The organism is Erwinia oleae (assembly GCF_000770305.1).
GTDB classification, from domain to species: Bacteria; Pseudomonadota; Gammaproteobacteria; order Enterobacterales; family Enterobacteriaceae; genus Erwinia; species Erwinia oleae.
In genome coordinates this window covers 23,970-39,739 of the sequence record NZ_JNVB01000051.1, presented here as the reverse complement: position 1 = coordinate 39,739, position 15,770 = coordinate 23,970, and the positions used below count along the sequence as shown (strand labels likewise).

Here is a 15,770-nt window from a genome sequence, read left to right as displayed (position 1 = left end):
AAATGAATACATGATGTAGTTCGTTTCGCCAGAGAACTGACCAATATATTCAGGGCCGGCAAATATGGCGGGGATGATATACATCGGCACCATAATTACCGCCATCGACAGATAGGTATCCTGTAAAAATTTAAAGTTATCGGGCAACTCTAAATCTTCGGTTGAGCGCGAGTTTTTGCCAATCACGCGCGCGACGGCGGCCTGAACCAGATAGCCAATGGTGCAGAAATGGCCCAGCGCGACATCGTCCGAACCGGTAATTTTACGCACAACCGGCTGGGCGATAGCGGGCATCAGTACGGCCATGACACCGCCAAAAATACCGCCGGTCAGGATCAGCGTGGCGCCGGTCAGGCCCGCTTTATAACCTATAACGGTGCCGATCGTTGCCATCCACAGCAGCGCCTGACCGGTCAGGAAGATGTATTTGAATGGCGTGATGCGCGCGATGATAATGTTGACCGCAAAAATGACTAACAGAGTGAGCGCAACTTCTGAACCCAGCTCCCGGTTAGCCACACCGGCAATGGCCGCGACATCGGTAATGTATCCCTGCATACCAAAACCGTGGGTAAAAATATCATTGAGGAAGGTCAATGCGGCAACAATGATATTGATACCTGCCATCATGATCAGGAAACCCAGCAGGGTCTTAAACGTCCCTTCTACTGTTTTCCCAATCGATTTTTTTTGCAGGATCAACCCAAGCATTGCGATTAAAGCAATTAATATGGATGCCTGGCCTAAAAAATCCTTAACAATAAAATGAATAATAGCGTCCACTTAACACCTCATTATCAGTTTGAATTCATATAAGCGAGGATTTTTTCTTCAATTTCTTTTTTATCAGTTAACTTATTTAGAATAATTACCTTTCTCTTATTTTCCTCAGTGGCATCAGATGTCAAAATATCTGCAAACATCTTTTGCGTAAGAATAATGTCATATTTGTAGGATGACGCTTCCGATACCGTGGTGTGATCGATGTCGGCATCAATTCCTAAATTTTGCAAAACGGATTTTGCGCTCATTTCAATAGCAAAGCTTGAGCCGAGGCCGCAGCCACATACGCAGAGTACTTTAAGCATATTATTACCTCAGATAAGGTTGTTTAATTTAGCCAGTTTGTAGAGGTTACTATCTTCATCAACTAAACGTTTGTCAGAGTTTTCAAGATCGAGTGGTATTGCTTTATTATTGTTGTTAATGACAATTATTTTATTGGTCAGTCCGCTGTGAATACACCTGACCACTTCTTCAGCCAGTATCGCGCCCTGAATAATCTCCTCTCCGGTGGGTGTGCCATTTCTTAGTCCGTAACCCAGGATAGTTTTTCTGATCCTGATACCGATTTTATGTTCCAGTTTTCCAATCATGGTATCAATCGCACCCTGGAAGCCCGGCGTATATTCTTTGGTGTAACCTTCAGAACATAAAATAATAACGCTGTTTTGCACTTCAATTTTGTCAGTAATTTTTTTTGCCAACGCATCAATATCCCAGGGCGATTCCGGAATAAGCGCAATATCGGCATTGCTTTTTAACGCAGCCTGTAATGTCAGTTCACCGCAGTAGCCGCCAAGCAGTTCAATCATAAATACGCGGCCCGGCAGGCCCCGTCCGGTATTTCGTAATTTCCCGACTTCGCCTATTACCTGTTCACAAGCGGTTGAAAACCCGATGGTATAATCGTTCCCGGTGATATCATTATCGATGGTCATGCCTACGCCATAACAATTCACACCATAGCTGCTGAGCGTTTTTAAAAACTGAAATGAACCATCGCCGCCGCCCATAATCAGGCAATCAATTTTCTTTTGCCGGATATTTTTTATGATCCTGTCATAATCCGACTTTTTACATTTGTCTTCTTTTCTGCCTGAAGAGAGTAAAGGCACTGACGAGATTGAATAGTCGACCAGATCGCGTCGCGAGATCTCTTTCGCTCGGTTATCAATCAAACCGTTAATGCCGCCATCAAAAACGATAATGTCCGATTCAATCATCCTGTTAATCTGGAACAGAAAATTATTCATGCCGCTGACGTCGCCTCCGCTTATTACCAGTCCAATTTTCATCGACGACCTCAGCTAAATTATTCGTGAATGTGGAATTTAGAGTAATGATGGCAGGATTAATTTTTTTGAACCGCATCACAAAAACGCAACGAATTAACTTTGCCGCCTCTCTTGACAGGACTTTTATGGGCTTATTTTTGTGATGCGTATCACTTATTTTTTTCAGGCGACGGATGCTTTTTTTACTTAAAATTTTGTTTTAATTGAATTTTCAGGTAGCAGGCTAATTTTGTGGTTTTCTTGTTAACAGAGCGAATTAACCGATAACGATTTTGTGACTGCTTTCACAATAATTGCGGCACCCTCATGAGCGTTATATCAACGTCAGGCGGGTGATCTTTTAAGCCTTATTTATGGTGGGGATATTTAAGATGAAAGATAAGCCTGTCAGGCGCTATCGCCTTCGAAAACGCTGAAGCCATGTTTGTGACCCTGCCGCAGAAACGGGTTGAGAAACAGAGTAGAAAGCGTTTAAACAACCGCTGCCTGACGTCTCTTCCCTGCCGTGCCAAACCGTGCGGCCCGGTTTTCAAACACTATTTTGCAGCCATTGCAGAACCGGCAGCAGCGCCTCATCAGAGTTCTTTTCGTAGATCAATCCATGTCCGTTGCCATACACACCCCGATCCGCCAGATGCAGTAGCTCTGCCGATGCCCCTGCCGCGTTCAGAAAAGACGCAGTCGGCGGGCTGGCAGCTGCAAACGCCGACGCTTCTGCGGTAACAATCAGAATCGGCAAACCGGTTAAAGACGGTAATCTTAAGCTGCCCGGCTGCGCATCACGCACGGCCTCGGCGCTGACAGCCGGCGGATCGAAGCGCATCGGCGCTGCCGTTATGCCCCACGCCATTAACCCAATATTGGGGATTTCCGCAAAGGGTGGCCCCATCGGCTCGATAGCGACAATGGCCTTTACCTGTTCTGGCCGACGATCCGCTATCAGCCAGCCGTCCGGGCCCGATGCAGAATGCGTCACAAGAATGGCAGGCCCAATGCGATCCAGTAGAACCGCCACGCGATCTGCATCCAGGGTCTGTGAAAGCGCCAGATCTTTGGGTAACGGGCCATAGCCGGCAATAAATTCGTCCATGGCGTCAGGATCGTCCGGGGAAAAAGGCCATTGGGTATGACGTTCATCGCTCTGCGGAAAATAGATATGCTGTCCGCCCTCATACGAAAATGGCGGCCCCATTTCGCCAAGCGTCTCTACGTGGAAGGGCGAGCGGCCGTGTCCGGGTCGGTCGATGACCAACACCGCATACCCCTTCTCTACAAACCGCTGTGCCCAGCCAGGCCTGCCATCCGGCGTGTCAAACCACTCCGTACCCTGAAACCCGCCGCCATGCATCAGCACAACGGGATACGGCATGCTCACTACCTCTGGCGCTTCCCATTCCACATACATCGGGCCGCGTTGATACGTCAGGCCGTTCTGTGCAATTCGTTCGCCGGGGATCCAGAAATGCCCGCGCCGAATCGTGCGTGTCACTGCTTCAGTCCAGGGCGCGTAATGTTGATGTTTTTGCATTTTTTTCCTTTGTGAACGTCAACCCTGAAGGGCGCGAGCCCGTACGGGCGAGATATCGGTAAATCGTGAAACGTCTGCCATAACTTCAGTCGATTCCGGAGAGGCAAAAGCTGTTTCCGCTGCTTTCTCATCCCGGAAGATGCATTCACAGAGGGCGATGGTTGCGGCCTGCTCCGCTGCCGGAAAAAATGCGGCTGCACTGAGAAGCCCGTACTGACGCCACGCTTTCATCACCAGCGGAAGATGTCCATTTACGTAATATTCCCTGTCAAAACGGTTCTGAGAATCACCCTGGTAGGTGACATAGATGGTTACCGGTGCATTCATATTCATCTTTTTTCTCCTGCCATGTCGGCCAGCGCAACTTATTGCGCATTGAGGAATGACATCACCGCGTTGTTAAGCTGCCCGGGGCACTCTTCCGGTAGCCAGTGGCCGCACCCTGTAAGAACTTTACCTGTCACGTTGGTTGCAAAGTGACCGATCTGTTCGATTTGATACGTTCCCATTCCGCCGTGGCCGCCTCCGCCAATCGCCAGCACCGGCAACGAAATTTTGGTCCGTGACAACGCTTTGTTATCCTCAACGCCCTGATTAAGAACGCGGTAATACTCAAAAGCGGCGTGAAGGCTGTGCGGTTTGGCATAGGAGCGGGCATACAGATCAAGCAACTGCGGGGTGAATACCGCTTTATTGGTCGCGTGCTCTTTAATGAAGTGTTCAAAAAACAGGCGTTCCTTCCCTGCAATCAGCGTTTCCGCAAGGTCGTTTCTGGCGGTGAAAAAGCTGAAATGCCATACCAGCGACTCGCCTTCAGAGGTAAAGGCCGGAAAAGAATAGAGGCTTTCATCCGGTATCGGCGCCTCCATGAAAACAACACGGCGCAGGTTATTTTCATGCTTTACAACAAAAGGATAGGTATTCCAGTTCCCGATATCATGGGATACCAAATCAAAGGGCCGGTTACCGTTGAACTGCAACGCGAGCTTGTATAGCAGCGAGGCGACATCGGTGGCCCGGTAAGAAGGCGGCACGTCCGATTCGCCGAGTCCCGGCAGATCGGGGGCGACGACAGTGTGGCTTTTAGCCAGTTCAGGCATCAGACGATGCCACTCATACCAGGACTGACCGAAGCCATGTACCAGATAGACCAGCGGCCCCTGGCCTCCCTTAACGTAATGGAGACGCACGCCGTCAATGTCTTTGTACTCGCTGGTAAAGCCTGCCGGGACAGGGAACTCATTGCTGGCGAAAGAGGGTGATACCACCAGCAATGCAAACAGAGTAGACAGAGAGAGCGCTACACGTTTAAACATAATTTTTCCTGTAAAAGAGAAGGGAAACGCAACCAACAGCATGATTACTTTTTGATATCAACCTGCCGCAACCCTGGCCTGAAGCCCCGTTTGCGCGACAGCCATGCGATAAGAAAGGCAGTCATCAGAAGAATGAACAACACGGGCGAAAACGCCTGTGCTCCCCAGTTATCCAGCAAAAGGCCGCCAACGATGCCTCCGCCAGCAATCGCGCTGTTCCATGCCACGACATTCATCGACAGGGCAATATCAGCGCCCTCACCTGCGGTATCCGCCAGCGCCGTCTGAAGCAATGTCGCCGCACCGCCGAAGGTTAATCCCCAAATCGCCACGCCCGTGTAAATCACTGCCGGGATCTGTGACACCCGGACGAACAGCAAAGAGACAGCGGCAAAGGTGGCCAGGCTCGCCAGCACGCTGATACGCAGGTGGCGGTCAATCACGCGCCCGGTGATGCCGATGGCAATAAGCGCTGCCAGCCCAAACACCAGCAGCACCACATCCACATGGGCGCCCAGCCCGGCCTGTGCGACGAAGGGCGCAATGAAGGTATAAAGAATGTTGTGAGCCAGCATCCAGGCGATCACCACGCTCAGTACCGGCCTGACGCCCGGCGTGCGAAAAACCCTGTAAAGAGGCAGGCGTTCATGGCTGGCCTGACCGGGGTAATCAGGCACTTTGGCAAGCACCCAGATAATCAGCATCAACGTCAGGGCGGAGATCCCGGCGAACGCGCTGCGCCAGCCGATGACTGCCCCCAACCAGGTACCAAGCGGTACGCCCAGCGATAAAGCGACCGGCGTGCCCACCATCGCTATCGCCATGGCTTTTCCCTGTTGACTCACCGCTACCATGCGACGCGCATAGCCTGCCAGCAGGCTCCATGCCAGGCCTGCGGCCACGCCCGCAAAGAATCGCGCAGTTAAGGTTAATCCGTAGTTTGCGGAGAATGCGGTGATCGAATTGAAGAGAAGAAAACCCACGATGGTGAATAACAGCACGTTCCTGCGGCGCCATCCCTGCGTGGCAATGGTTAGCGGGATGGCCGCGAGAAGCGATCCCATCGCATAGGCGGTTACCAGTTGTCCTGTTAAGGCGTGCGATACTTTCAGGCTCGATGCCATTTGCGGCAAAAGCCCGGCAGGCAGCGTCTCAGTGATGATGCAGATGAAGCCCGTCATCGCCAGCGCCAACAGCGCGCCGATGGGAAGCGGCGCTTCTGTTGAAGGACGGGGGGCCGAAACCTCAGCTTTCTGGTGAAGAGGGAGAGTATTTTGCGTATTCATAAATTCTGCTCAGGCTATTATGTACCGATTGGTACATTAGTGCCGCGCAAACTTTTTGTCAACGATTTATATATCGTTTGGTATAATACTCTCATACCTGCTTTTTTGACTGGAGTGAGCCATGGCGACAATGGGACGCCCAAGAACGTTTGATCGCGATAAAGCCATTAACGAGGCGATGTATCTTTTCTGGGAAAAGGGTTACGAATCAACATCGCTGAGCCTGCTGAAAGCGGGTATCAATAACGGTATTTCCGCCCCCAGCTTTTACGCTGCCTTTGGTTCAAAAGAGGCGCTTTTCCGGGAGTGCGTTCAGCGTTATCTGTCAACCTACGGGCGGGTGACGGAGCCGTTATGGGATAACACCCTGCCACCGCGAAGCGCTATTGAAACGACGTTACGGCTTTCAGCCAGCATGCAGTGTGAGAACGATCATCCGAAGGGTTGCATGGTTGGCTTAGGCGTGATGAGTGCGACTTCGGCAGAACATGCATCCGTCACCGAACCGCTGGCGAAATCACGTGAGCATACGCGTGCAGGTATTACCCACAATATCCGGCGCGGGATTGACAGCGGTGAACTCTGCGAAAGCACGGATGTCCATGCGCTGACAACCACCTTTGATGCGTTCTTACTGGGTTTGTCCACGCTGGCACGCGATGGTATTGCTCTGGCTGATATGAATAATTCTGTAACGTTGGTAATGTCTGCCTGGGATCTATGCAAGGCAGATCAATAAGATCGTTGACGCGCTACAGGCTGCCAGACCAGCCAAAAATGGCTCCGAAGCGGAGCCATTCTGGTCAATCAGAACTTATAGCTGGCGGTGACCGAAACATTGCGCGGTTCGCCATAAACAATGCCGCTACCGAGGTTGGTGTCGTACTCTTTATCCAGCAGGTTGTTGATGTTTCCCTGTAACGTTAACTTTTTAGTAAGCTGATAGCGACCGAACAGGTTAACCAGCGCATAGCTGCCCTGCTCCGCCCGCCAGGTGCCGTTACCTTCCGGTGCGCTGACGTTATCCCAAACGTGCGTCTGCCAGTTCACGCCGCCGCCCAGCGTAAGCTGTTGCAGCATGGGCAGGCGATAGCTGGTAAACAACTTAAGCTGCGTGCGCGGGAGAGTCGGATTGTAGGCCTCGCCGTCGCCGTCTTCGGCAATATAGCGCGTGCCGCCCACGGTCATCTGCCAGTTATCGGTCAGTGCGCCGTTAACTTCGAATTCGATACCACGGCTTACCGTGCCGTCCTTACCTTCATAGGCGGTATCCGTCGTGCCCGGAATGATGCGTCCGGTGCTCTGCGCCACGTTATCAAGCTCGATGCGGAATACGGATAGCGAGGTGGTCAGGCGGCTGTTATACCAGTCGGACTTCAGACCCGCTTCGTAGTTTTTACCGACGGCGGGTGCCAGATAGCTGCCGTTGATATCACGATAAGTTTGCGGCTGGAACACCGAGGTATAGCTGGCGTAGGCCGACCAGTTATCATCAATGTCATAAATCAGACCGCCGTAGGGCGTGATGTTGTTCTTCTCAACGTCTTCCGTCAGGGTGTGCGCGTTCCAGCGGGTGTAGCGCGCGCCGAGGATCAGATGCAGCGGATCGGCCAGCGAAATACGGGTAGCCAGATAGGCAGATTTCTGACGAATCGTATCATCCTGAGAGGTGCTGCGCTGGCCCCAGTCCGTTTCACGGAATTGACCGTCAAAATCATTAAAGTTGCCGAGCATCTCGGAAGAGATATTTTCAAAGGTGCCGTGATAGGTATTTTGCTGTTTGGTGTAGTTTGCACCCAGCATCAACTCGTGCTGGCGACCCAGCAGCTCATACTGTCCGTTGACGTAGGCGTCAACCGCATCCACCTTGCGCTTGCCGGTGTTGTAGCCCGTTCCGCCCACCACGGGATATCCCGCATAGCCCGATACGCCCTGGCCGGTGTTTTTATCGAAGAAGCCGTCGATATACATCTGTTTACTGTCGAGCAGCGTTTCGTTATGGCTACCGTTCAGCGTTAACTGCCAGTTATCAGCAAAATTCTGCTTGAGCGTAACAAAGGTTTTTTTGCTCTCTTTATTGTTATAGGCCCAGTCCGGCGATGTATTGAAACCACGGCGGAAATCGGTCTGGCTGCCATCAATGTACCAGCGCGGCGCACCGCCCCACATCGTGCTGTCGGTATTGGTCTGCTGAAATTCATAGCCCACCGACAGCGTGGTGCTGTCGGTTAAGTCAGCATCAACCACGCCATAAATAAATTTTTTGTCCGCGCCGTATCGCTCGATAAAGCTGTTGTTATCCTGCCAGCCTGCCACCAGGCGACCGCGCACCGTGCCTTCCTGATTCAGCGGCGTGGAGAGATCGGCCACGTAGCGCTGCTTGTTCCAGCTTCCCCAGGTCGCGGAAACGTTGCCGGTGAATTCACGGCTGTCGGCATGCTTACGCACCATATTGACTGCGGCTGAAGGGTTGCCGGGCCCGGTCATCAGGCCGGTTGCGCCGCGAACCACTTCGATACGCTCGTAGAGCGCGCTGTCGGACTGTGCATCGCCCAGATTCCAGCGCGGTTCAAAGACGGTAGGAATGCCATCGACCATATAGTTGTCGATCAGGAAGCCGCGTGAATAGTAGGTACGACGATCCATATCAGCCACGTTTTCCATGATGGCAGTGGTGTTGTTCAGCACCTGGCCGACCGACTGAAGCTGCTGATCTTCCATGCGCTGCTTGCTGATGATGCTGACGGACTGCGGAATGTCGCGGGCAAGCAGATCCATTTTGGTACCGGCACGGGTAACCGGCACGCTGTAATCTGTGGCAGCCGTCTCGCCAGCGCTCGCTGCTGACGCATCAGCGTTTACCGTTAGCGTTTGTTCTTTATTTGTTTCAGCCGCCTGTGCAAACGTCGACTGAAGCGCCACGGCGACCAGTACGGCGGTAAGTGAACAGGGAGTGGCGATATAAGATGATGCGGCGTTGCCAGCGCGCTTTTCCCGGTTAAATCGTGGAGTTGTAAACAAAACTACCTCCGAAACACGCTAATTAATAAGGTGAAATTCATCTGAGCGACGCATAAAAAAGGTCGATGATGACGGGCTCAAACCTGCTTCGCACGCGAACGCAAATGAGAATGCGAAATATAATCCTTTTTATTACTCGTGTAAAAATTTATTAAGGAACTTTTCAGGATTTTGATAAACACGCGGAAAACGTGAATAAAGGTGATTGTCACTGTCAGGAAGAGTGTTAAGTTGCACCCAGGCGCAACAGGCTGAGCGATCGATAATAAGAAATAAAAAAAGCGGTTAAAAAACAGGGGATTGAGCGGGGAAGAGCGTGAGGATTGACGCGGCCGAAGCCGCGTGAAGGTATTATCCGTAGAGCCGATCGCGTAGTTTCCAGGAGAGCCAGCTCTGAAGTTCCTCTACCGGCAGCGGCTTAGAGTAGAAGAAGCCCTGAGCCTGATCGCAGCCGTATTGCCGCAGCGTTGAAACAATTTCAGCATTCTCCACGCCCTCGGCCAGTACGGTATAATCCAGATCTTTCAGCATCTTAATGATGCTTCTTGCAATAATGCGCGAGGCGGTATCGGAAGAAAGTTCGCTGATTAACGACTTATCCAGCTTAATCACATCCAGCGGCATCCTGCGCAGGTAGCTGATGTTGCTATAGCCAATACCGAAATCATCCAGCGACAGCGCAAAACCGCGCTGCTTAAGCATCTCCAGCCCCTTCAGTGCCGCCGGGCTTTCAAGAATACTCTCCGTCTCCATGCACTCAATGCCCAGCAAGGCGGTGGGCAAGCCGGCCTTGATCATTTTGTCTTCCAGATAGTCAGCATAACCTTCGCGGGCAAAATCCATTTCGCTGACGTTAACAGAGACCGGCAGCCGAATGGTGGTACTGCGCCACGCTTTCTGTTGGGCAATGACGCTGTTGATCACCCATTCGGTTAATGCAGACACCAGGTTTGTCTGCGAAGCCAGGGGGATAAACATCGCGGGCGAGAGCTCGCCTCTGGTAGGATGCTTCCAGCGGATCAGCGCCTCCAGCCCCAGCGGTACGCCAGTCTGCAAACAGACTTTCGGCTGATAAACCAGATAGAGCCCTTCATTCTTCTCCAGCGCGACGGCCAGATCGTTCATCAGCAGAAAATCTTCCGTGCGGCTGGCATCGAAGCTTTCATTAAAGCTCATCGCCGAAACGCCCTGTCCAATCGCCTCGTGCAACGCGCTGACGCCCTGTCGTAGGATCTCCTGGGCGGAGAAACTGCCTGGCATAAAGGCGGTTTCGCCCGTATAGGCCGTCAGTTCGACGGAGATCCCCTCTTCCAGATCGGCGCTGATCCCCTGTAATACAGTCGCAACGTAGCTGGCGCTGAGGCGGCTTTTTGCACCGGTCAGAATAGCAAAACGGCCGGTCGCTACGGTATAAATCCGGTCATCTACGCCGGGGCGCAGACGCAGCGGCAGCAGCGTCGCCATATCCTTCAGTAAGTTTTCTACCGGCAGCATGCCCATTGAACGGGCCAGCTCGTAAGCGCGCGGCATGTCGATACAGTCAATCAGCACCAGCCTGCGCAACGTCGTATCGCCAGCCGCCGCCAGAAATTGCAGATCGCGAATCAACCGCTGACGATTTGGCAGCCCGGTGACCACATCGGTAAAGCTCGCCGCGTGCCACGCTTCAAGAAAAGACATCACCAGTTCGCCCAGCAGTTTGAGCGTGGCCAGCTGTTCGGTGCTGAAGGTATGCGGGCGGGTATCGGTAACGCAGAGCGTGCCCAATACGATACGTTCGCGATTTTTAAGCGGCACGCCGGCATAAAAACGAATAAAGGGTTCGCCAATAATCAATGGATGGGTAGAAAAACGCGGATCGTGAAGCGTATCGGGCACCACGACCGGAATGTCGCTATCCACCACATGACGGCACAAGGAGTCGTCGCGTGACGACTCTTTAAGATCAAAATTACGTGACGCGCGAACAAACTGATGCTCATCATCAAGGACAGAAATGAAGCTTCCCGGGATCCCCAGCGCCTGACTCGCCAGCTGGACGAATTTCCGTAGCACCTCGTCCCGGCTTTCGTCGGGAGCAAGAAGCGCCTGGAGAGCTTTTATACGGCGGGACTCATCACCGCCAAGATTCATTAACATGCTGTCCTCCCCCAAACATAAGGATGGGGTGAAATAAAAAGTAAATTTATAATAACCGTTAGAGAAAAAACGTTTGGGAAGGAGAATATTCCGATAAATTATCGGGATAATAATAGGCCTGTTATTGCCTGTTGTCATCACAAATCGGTTAAGGAAGGCGTCAGAAAATCGCTATGCCTCTAATGAATAAGTAATATATATTTTCAGTAAAACAACGCTGCCGCACTTTAACAAAAATTTCAATTACATAAATGTTTATGCCGATCAGCCAATACATTCTCCTGCTTTCAGCATTAAAATCCGCATTATTCAAAATATTAATCTGCCAGTTTACCTTATACTGTAATGAGCGTTTGGCGTAACACCCTCCGCCGGAACATGTGATTTTTCGTAAGGCAGAATGTTGTCGAAAAGGTGTGGTTTTGTCGTTAACGGGAAAAGGTTAACCAGATATTTTCCTGAACGTTTACGACCGCTTCTGAGAATTCACGACAAATTGCTGAAAAATATAATATTTTATCGACAATAGCGTTTAAATATCGACGAGAATTCTATCGCTGCGGGTGCTGAAAATAATACTGTCAATTTCTTGACATAATGGTCGCAATGGTTAATTTTTCTTAACACAAATGTTTTACTGTAAAACGCTGTTTTGATACTCACACGATTGTTGCGAAGAAATTCGCGCGTGTCGTGTCATAACTACCGGTGGGAGGCTTTCTGAATAATAAAGCAAAATTAAGGCCCGTCATTGTCGCGGCCGACGTCAGGGAGCTAAGGATAGCGGCAGGTCTTACGCAGGAGAAAGCGGCCGAGCAGTTTGGGTTCAGCCTGCGCAGCTGGCAGACCAAAGAAGCGACGGGCGCGGACGCCAGCCTGCTGCGCCAGACGGAATATGAATACCTGCTGCTGCTGGCCGGACGTCACCCGCACTACGTTCTGAAACCGCGCAACTGACCGCACCGCGCCCACCTCTACTCACTTTCGGGCAGCCGCGCCTGTAACGCGCGGCAGCTCTCCCGCAAAAATTCCAGCAGCTTCACTACCAGCGGCGTCATTTTTGAACGGTGCGCGCACACCAGATGAAGCGGCGAAGGTTCGCACCAGTTGCCAGGGAACAGTTCGATCAGCCTGCCGGCAACAATATCCTCAATCACATCCAACCGCGATTTATAGACCACGCCTTCCCCGGCGATGGCCCAACGCCTGACCACGTCTGCGTCATCGCTGATGCGGTTCCCCGCGACGCTCACCGTTTGTTCACCTGTGGGTAGCGTAAAGCGCCAGCGCTCGTGCACCTGCTCGCTCCAGATAAAACGCAGACAGTTGTGCTGCAAAAGTTCGCTCACCTCCCCGGGCCTGCCGCAGCGCGCCAGATACGCGGGCGACGCGCACAGCGTACGGCGGTTTTTACCGGCGATCGGCATGGCGATCAGGCTGGAATCGGGCAGCTCGCCATAGCGGATCGCCACGTCCAGCGGCTGACGAAGCAGATCGGCTGCGCGATCGCTGATCTTCAGATGCAGAGACACTTCCGGGTGCTGACGCTGAAACCTGTCGAGCCAGGGCTGCAACAGATTTCGGCCAAAATCGGACGGTGCCGACAGCGTTAATCGCCCGGAGAGCATGCTGCGGTCCAGCGCAAGCGCCTGCTGGCTTCTTGCTAACGCTGCCAGCATTTCGCGCGCGTGCGGCAGATACTGTTTGCCGTTTTCAGAAAGCTGCATACTGCGCGTGGAGCGCAGCAACAGCGATACGCCAAGCGCGCCCTCAAGGCGCTGAATTGCGCTGCTGGCGCGGCCCGGCGAGATATTTAGCTGACGCGCGGCTTCAGAAAAACTACCGGCATCGGCGGTTTGAACAAATATCTGTAAATCATCAAGTCGGATCATTTTCTTCAAATCGCGGAAAGTGTTCTTCTTTATAGCGTGTTTTTCCCTGTTTTGAAAAAAGTCATGATGTAGAAATGCAAGGCGCGCCGCGCCGGACTCACGACAGGAAAACCGTTATGAAAGCCGTTGGATTTTATCAGAACCACCCGGTCGATCACGCTGACGCGCTGGTCGATGTCGAGATCGCCACGCCGGAACTGCGCGACTATGACCTGCTGGTCGAGGTGATGGCCGTGTCGGTCAACCCGGTCGATACAAAGGTGCGCCGCGGTGGCACTATCCCGGACGGACAGCCACGCATTCCAGGTTGGGACGCGGCGGGTATTGTGCGCGCCGTCGGCCCGCGCGCCACCCGTTTCAGGCCGGGCGACAAGGTATGGTACGCGGGCGATATCACCCGGCCGGGCAGTAATATGGAACTGCACGCGGTTGATGAGCGGATCGTCGGGCCGATGCCGACCTCGCTGGACTTTGCCGAAGCCGCCTCGTTGCCGCTGACCACCATCACCGCCTGGGAACTGCTGTTCGACCGGCTTCAGGCGCACGCCGCCGATCCCACCGATCACAATGTGCTGCTGATAACCGGTGCGGCGGGCGGCGTGGGATCGATCCTCACCCAGCTTGCGCGCCGCCTTACCGGATTGACCATTATCGGCACCGCGTCACGTGCAGAAACACGCGAGTGGGTACTGGCGCATGGCGCACATCACGTCATCGATCATCATCAGCCGTGGGCGCCGCAGCTTGCCGATCTGGGTATTCAGGCGGTAACGCACGTGATTGGTCTGAACGACAGCGCGACCTACGTGACGCAAATTGCAGACGTGCTGCGTGCCGAAGGGCAATTCGCGCTGATTGACGATCCGGTCAACCTTGATATCGGGCCGTTCAAATCCAAATCCATCTCCATTCATTGGGAGCTGATGTATACCCGGCCGATCTACACCACGCGCACGATTGAACGCCAGCATGCGCTGCTGCGCAGGGTAGCCGAACTGGTTGATGCGGGCGATATAAAACACACGTTAACCACCCGCATTGACGGCATGGACGCGGCCGCGTTGAAAGAAGCGCACCGTCTGGTTGAAGCGGGAAATATGATCGGCAAAGTGGTGCTGGTGAAAAAAGCTTAACGCAATAAGCCGCGCCCATCGGTGCGGCTTACAACATCACCATCCGCTGCGGATCACCAGCATTTTGGCCTCATGAGACTGCACCTCCGTGGTATAGCTGTCTTCAACGGTTCCCTTGTCGCTGTGCTGCCACAGGTCGCGCACCCGCGTTTTTTTCCAGGGCAGATCGAGATCCTGATGGATATTCAGCGTCATGGAAGCCGTCTGCCCTGAGCGATTAAGCATCGCCACCGCCCACGAACCGTCTGCCAGCGGTTTGGCGAAAATTTGCAGATCGCCATTGCTGACGTAACGCTTCGCCTGAAGGCCGAGCGGATCCTGGTTCAGCGCGATAATTTCCTTATTGGTCAACGTGGTTATGTCCTCAGCGGTCAGGTTGTCGAGCGAGGCGCCCATTAACAGCGGCGAGCTGAGTATCGACCACATGCTGAAGTGAGTACGGTATTCGGTGTCTGACGCGCCGGTGCCAACCAGTTCCTGCGAATGGCCGTGCAGGCCAATGATCAGCATGTCATAGTCGTTCCAGTGGCCTTTACCGCTGTACTTCTCCAGCCCGACGCCGCGATCGATCATATCCAGTACGTCGAAATAGTAGCCTTCACGGTTTCCCGGATAGTTAAAATCATCGCTGATATCCTGCCCGATACGCCACTGATTAGCGCCAACCGACGCGCCCCACTGCCAGATATTCTGCCAGCCGCAGTGGCAGGCGTGGTACACCACCGGGCGACCGGTTGCTTCCAGCGCGGCGGACATATCGCCAAACACCTTCTTCAGCACCGCCTTACCGGCCTGCTGATGGCTACAACAGGAATCATATTTAAGGTGATCCACGCCCCAGGACGCAAACTGCGCAGCATCCTCTTTCTCGTGGCCTGCCGAACCCGTATAGCCTGCGCAGGTCATATCGCCTGGCCCACTGTAAATGCCCAGCTTTAATCCTTTGCTGTGCGCGTAGTCGGCAATATATTTTATGCCGCGAGGAAATTTCTTTTCATCCCAGGTCAACGGATATTCGGCGCGCGATCCCTTATATTTTTGCCAGCCATCGTCGATATTGACATAGCGATAGCCCGCCTCGCGCAACCCCATTGAAACCATCTTATCAATGGTATCGATAATAACCTTTTCATTTATTCTGTCGCCGTAATAGTTCCAGCTCGACCAGCCCATCGGCGGTGTTTCCGCCAGCTTCGCACCGGATTCAGACGTTTTTTCGTTGACCGTTGCCGTTTTATTTTCCTGCTCTGCATAGGCCATACCGCTGATTAGCACGACAGAGAAAATGGCATAACGTAATTTCATAACAAACTTGCTCCGGTTGAGTGAATAAGCGCAGCTGGCCCCTGTGTTGACACAGAAATAATGAAGCGATTA

14 protein-coding genes are annotated in these 15,770 nt (G+C 52.8%); 3 read left to right on the top strand and 11 right to left on the bottom strand.

Annotated features, from left to right (window positions below):
* The 7 genes from GS12_RS15960 to GS12_RS15930 form a co-directional block, all read right to left on the bottom strand.
* Window positions 1-783: PTS transporter subunit IIC (locus tag GS12_RS15960; RefSeq protein WP_034948732.1), on the bottom strand; the 783-nt coding region annotated here is incomplete at its 3' end.
* A 14-nt stretch (window positions 784-797) separates the two neighbouring features.
* A complete protein-coding gene (locus GS12_RS15955; protein WP_034916913.1) occupies window positions 798-1,088 on the bottom strand; it encodes a PTS sugar transporter subunit IIB in 291 nt (96 codons plus the stop codon).
* A 9-nt stretch (window positions 1,089-1,097) separates the two neighbouring features.
* Window positions 1,098-2,078 carry a 6-phosphofructokinase gene (locus tag GS12_RS15950; RefSeq protein WP_034916915.1) on the bottom strand — a complete coding sequence of 327 codons (981 nt, stop codon included), beginning with the start codon at window positions 2,076-2,078 and terminating at the stop codon, window positions 1,098-1,100.
* A 529-nt stretch (window positions 2,079-2,607) separates the two neighbouring features.
* Complete coding sequence (locus tag GS12_RS15945) at window positions 2,608-3,606, bottom strand: alpha/beta hydrolase (protein ID WP_052118486.1); 999 nt, start codon at window positions 3,604-3,606, stop codon at window positions 2,608-2,610.
* A gap of 18 nt (window positions 3,607-3,624) precedes the next feature.
* A complete protein-coding gene (locus GS12_RS15940) occupies window positions 3,625-3,939 on the bottom strand; it encodes an EthD family reductase (protein ID WP_034948731.1) in 315 nt (104 codons plus the stop codon).
* A 32-nt stretch (window positions 3,940-3,971) separates the two neighbouring features.
* Complete coding sequence (locus GS12_RS15935) at window positions 3,972-4,922, bottom strand: alpha/beta fold hydrolase (protein ID WP_034948728.1); 951 nt, start codon at window positions 4,920-4,922, stop codon at window positions 3,972-3,974.
* Window positions 4,923-4,966: 44 nt separating this feature from the next.
* The gene (locus GS12_RS15930; RefSeq protein WP_235421193.1) at window positions 4,967-6,103 is read right to left on the bottom strand and encodes an MFS transporter; all 1,137 of its coding nucleotides are present in this window, start codon (window positions 6,101-6,103) and stop codon (window positions 4,967-4,969) included.
* Between the two features lie 226 nt (window positions 6,104-6,329).
* On the opposite strand from GS12_RS15930, the gene GS12_RS15925 reads away from it, so the two are divergent.
* Window positions 6,330-6,947 (top strand): TetR/AcrR family transcriptional regulator, encoded by a 618-nt coding sequence (locus GS12_RS15925; protein ID WP_034948723.1) that lies wholly within the window; start codon window positions 6,330-6,332, stop codon window positions 6,945-6,947.
* Window positions 6,948-7,015: 68 nt separating this feature from the next.
* On the opposite strand, the gene fhuE is transcribed toward GS12_RS15925, so the two are convergent.
* Window positions 7,016-9,229 (bottom strand): ferric-rhodotorulic acid/ferric-coprogen receptor FhuE, encoded by a 2,214-nt coding sequence (fhuE, locus tag GS12_RS15920; protein ID WP_084089737.1) that lies wholly within the window; start codon window positions 9,227-9,229, stop codon window positions 7,016-7,018.
* 351 nt (window positions 9,230-9,580) lie between these two features.
* Window positions 9,581-11,368 (bottom strand): putative bifunctional diguanylate cyclase/phosphodiesterase, encoded by a 1,788-nt coding sequence (locus tag GS12_RS15915; RefSeq protein WP_034948721.1) that lies wholly within the window; start codon window positions 11,366-11,368, stop codon window positions 9,581-9,583.
* Window positions 11,369-12,076: 708 nt separating this feature from the next.
* Here GS12_RS15915 and GS12_RS15910 point away from each other — a divergent pair.
* On the top strand, window positions 12,077-12,325 hold the full coding sequence (locus tag GS12_RS15910; protein WP_152601422.1) for a helix-turn-helix domain-containing protein: 249 nt from the start codon (window positions 12,077-12,079) through the stop codon (window positions 12,323-12,325).
* 17 nt (window positions 12,326-12,342) lie between these two features.
* Here GS12_RS15910 and GS12_RS15905 read toward each other — a convergent pair whose 3' ends face one another.
* Window positions 12,343-13,260 carry a LysR family transcriptional regulator gene (locus GS12_RS15905; protein WP_034948718.1) on the bottom strand — a complete coding sequence of 306 codons (918 nt, stop codon included), beginning with the start codon at window positions 13,258-13,260 and terminating at the stop codon, window positions 12,343-12,345.
* A 116-nt stretch (window positions 13,261-13,376) separates the two neighbouring features.
* Between GS12_RS15905 and GS12_RS15900 the strand changes: the two genes are divergently transcribed.
* Window positions 13,377-14,393 (top strand): zinc-binding alcohol dehydrogenase family protein, encoded by a 1,017-nt coding sequence (locus GS12_RS15900; RefSeq protein ID WP_034948715.1) that lies wholly within the window; start codon window positions 13,377-13,379, stop codon window positions 14,391-14,393.
* A 36-nt stretch (window positions 14,394-14,429) separates the two neighbouring features.
* On the opposite strand, the gene GS12_RS15895 is transcribed toward GS12_RS15900, so the two are convergent.
* On the bottom strand, window positions 14,430-15,698 hold the full coding sequence (locus GS12_RS15895; protein WP_052118485.1) for a glycoside hydrolase family 27 protein: 1,269 nt from the start codon (window positions 15,696-15,698) through the stop codon (window positions 14,430-14,432).
* Window positions 15,699-15,770: the final 72 nt, after the last annotated feature.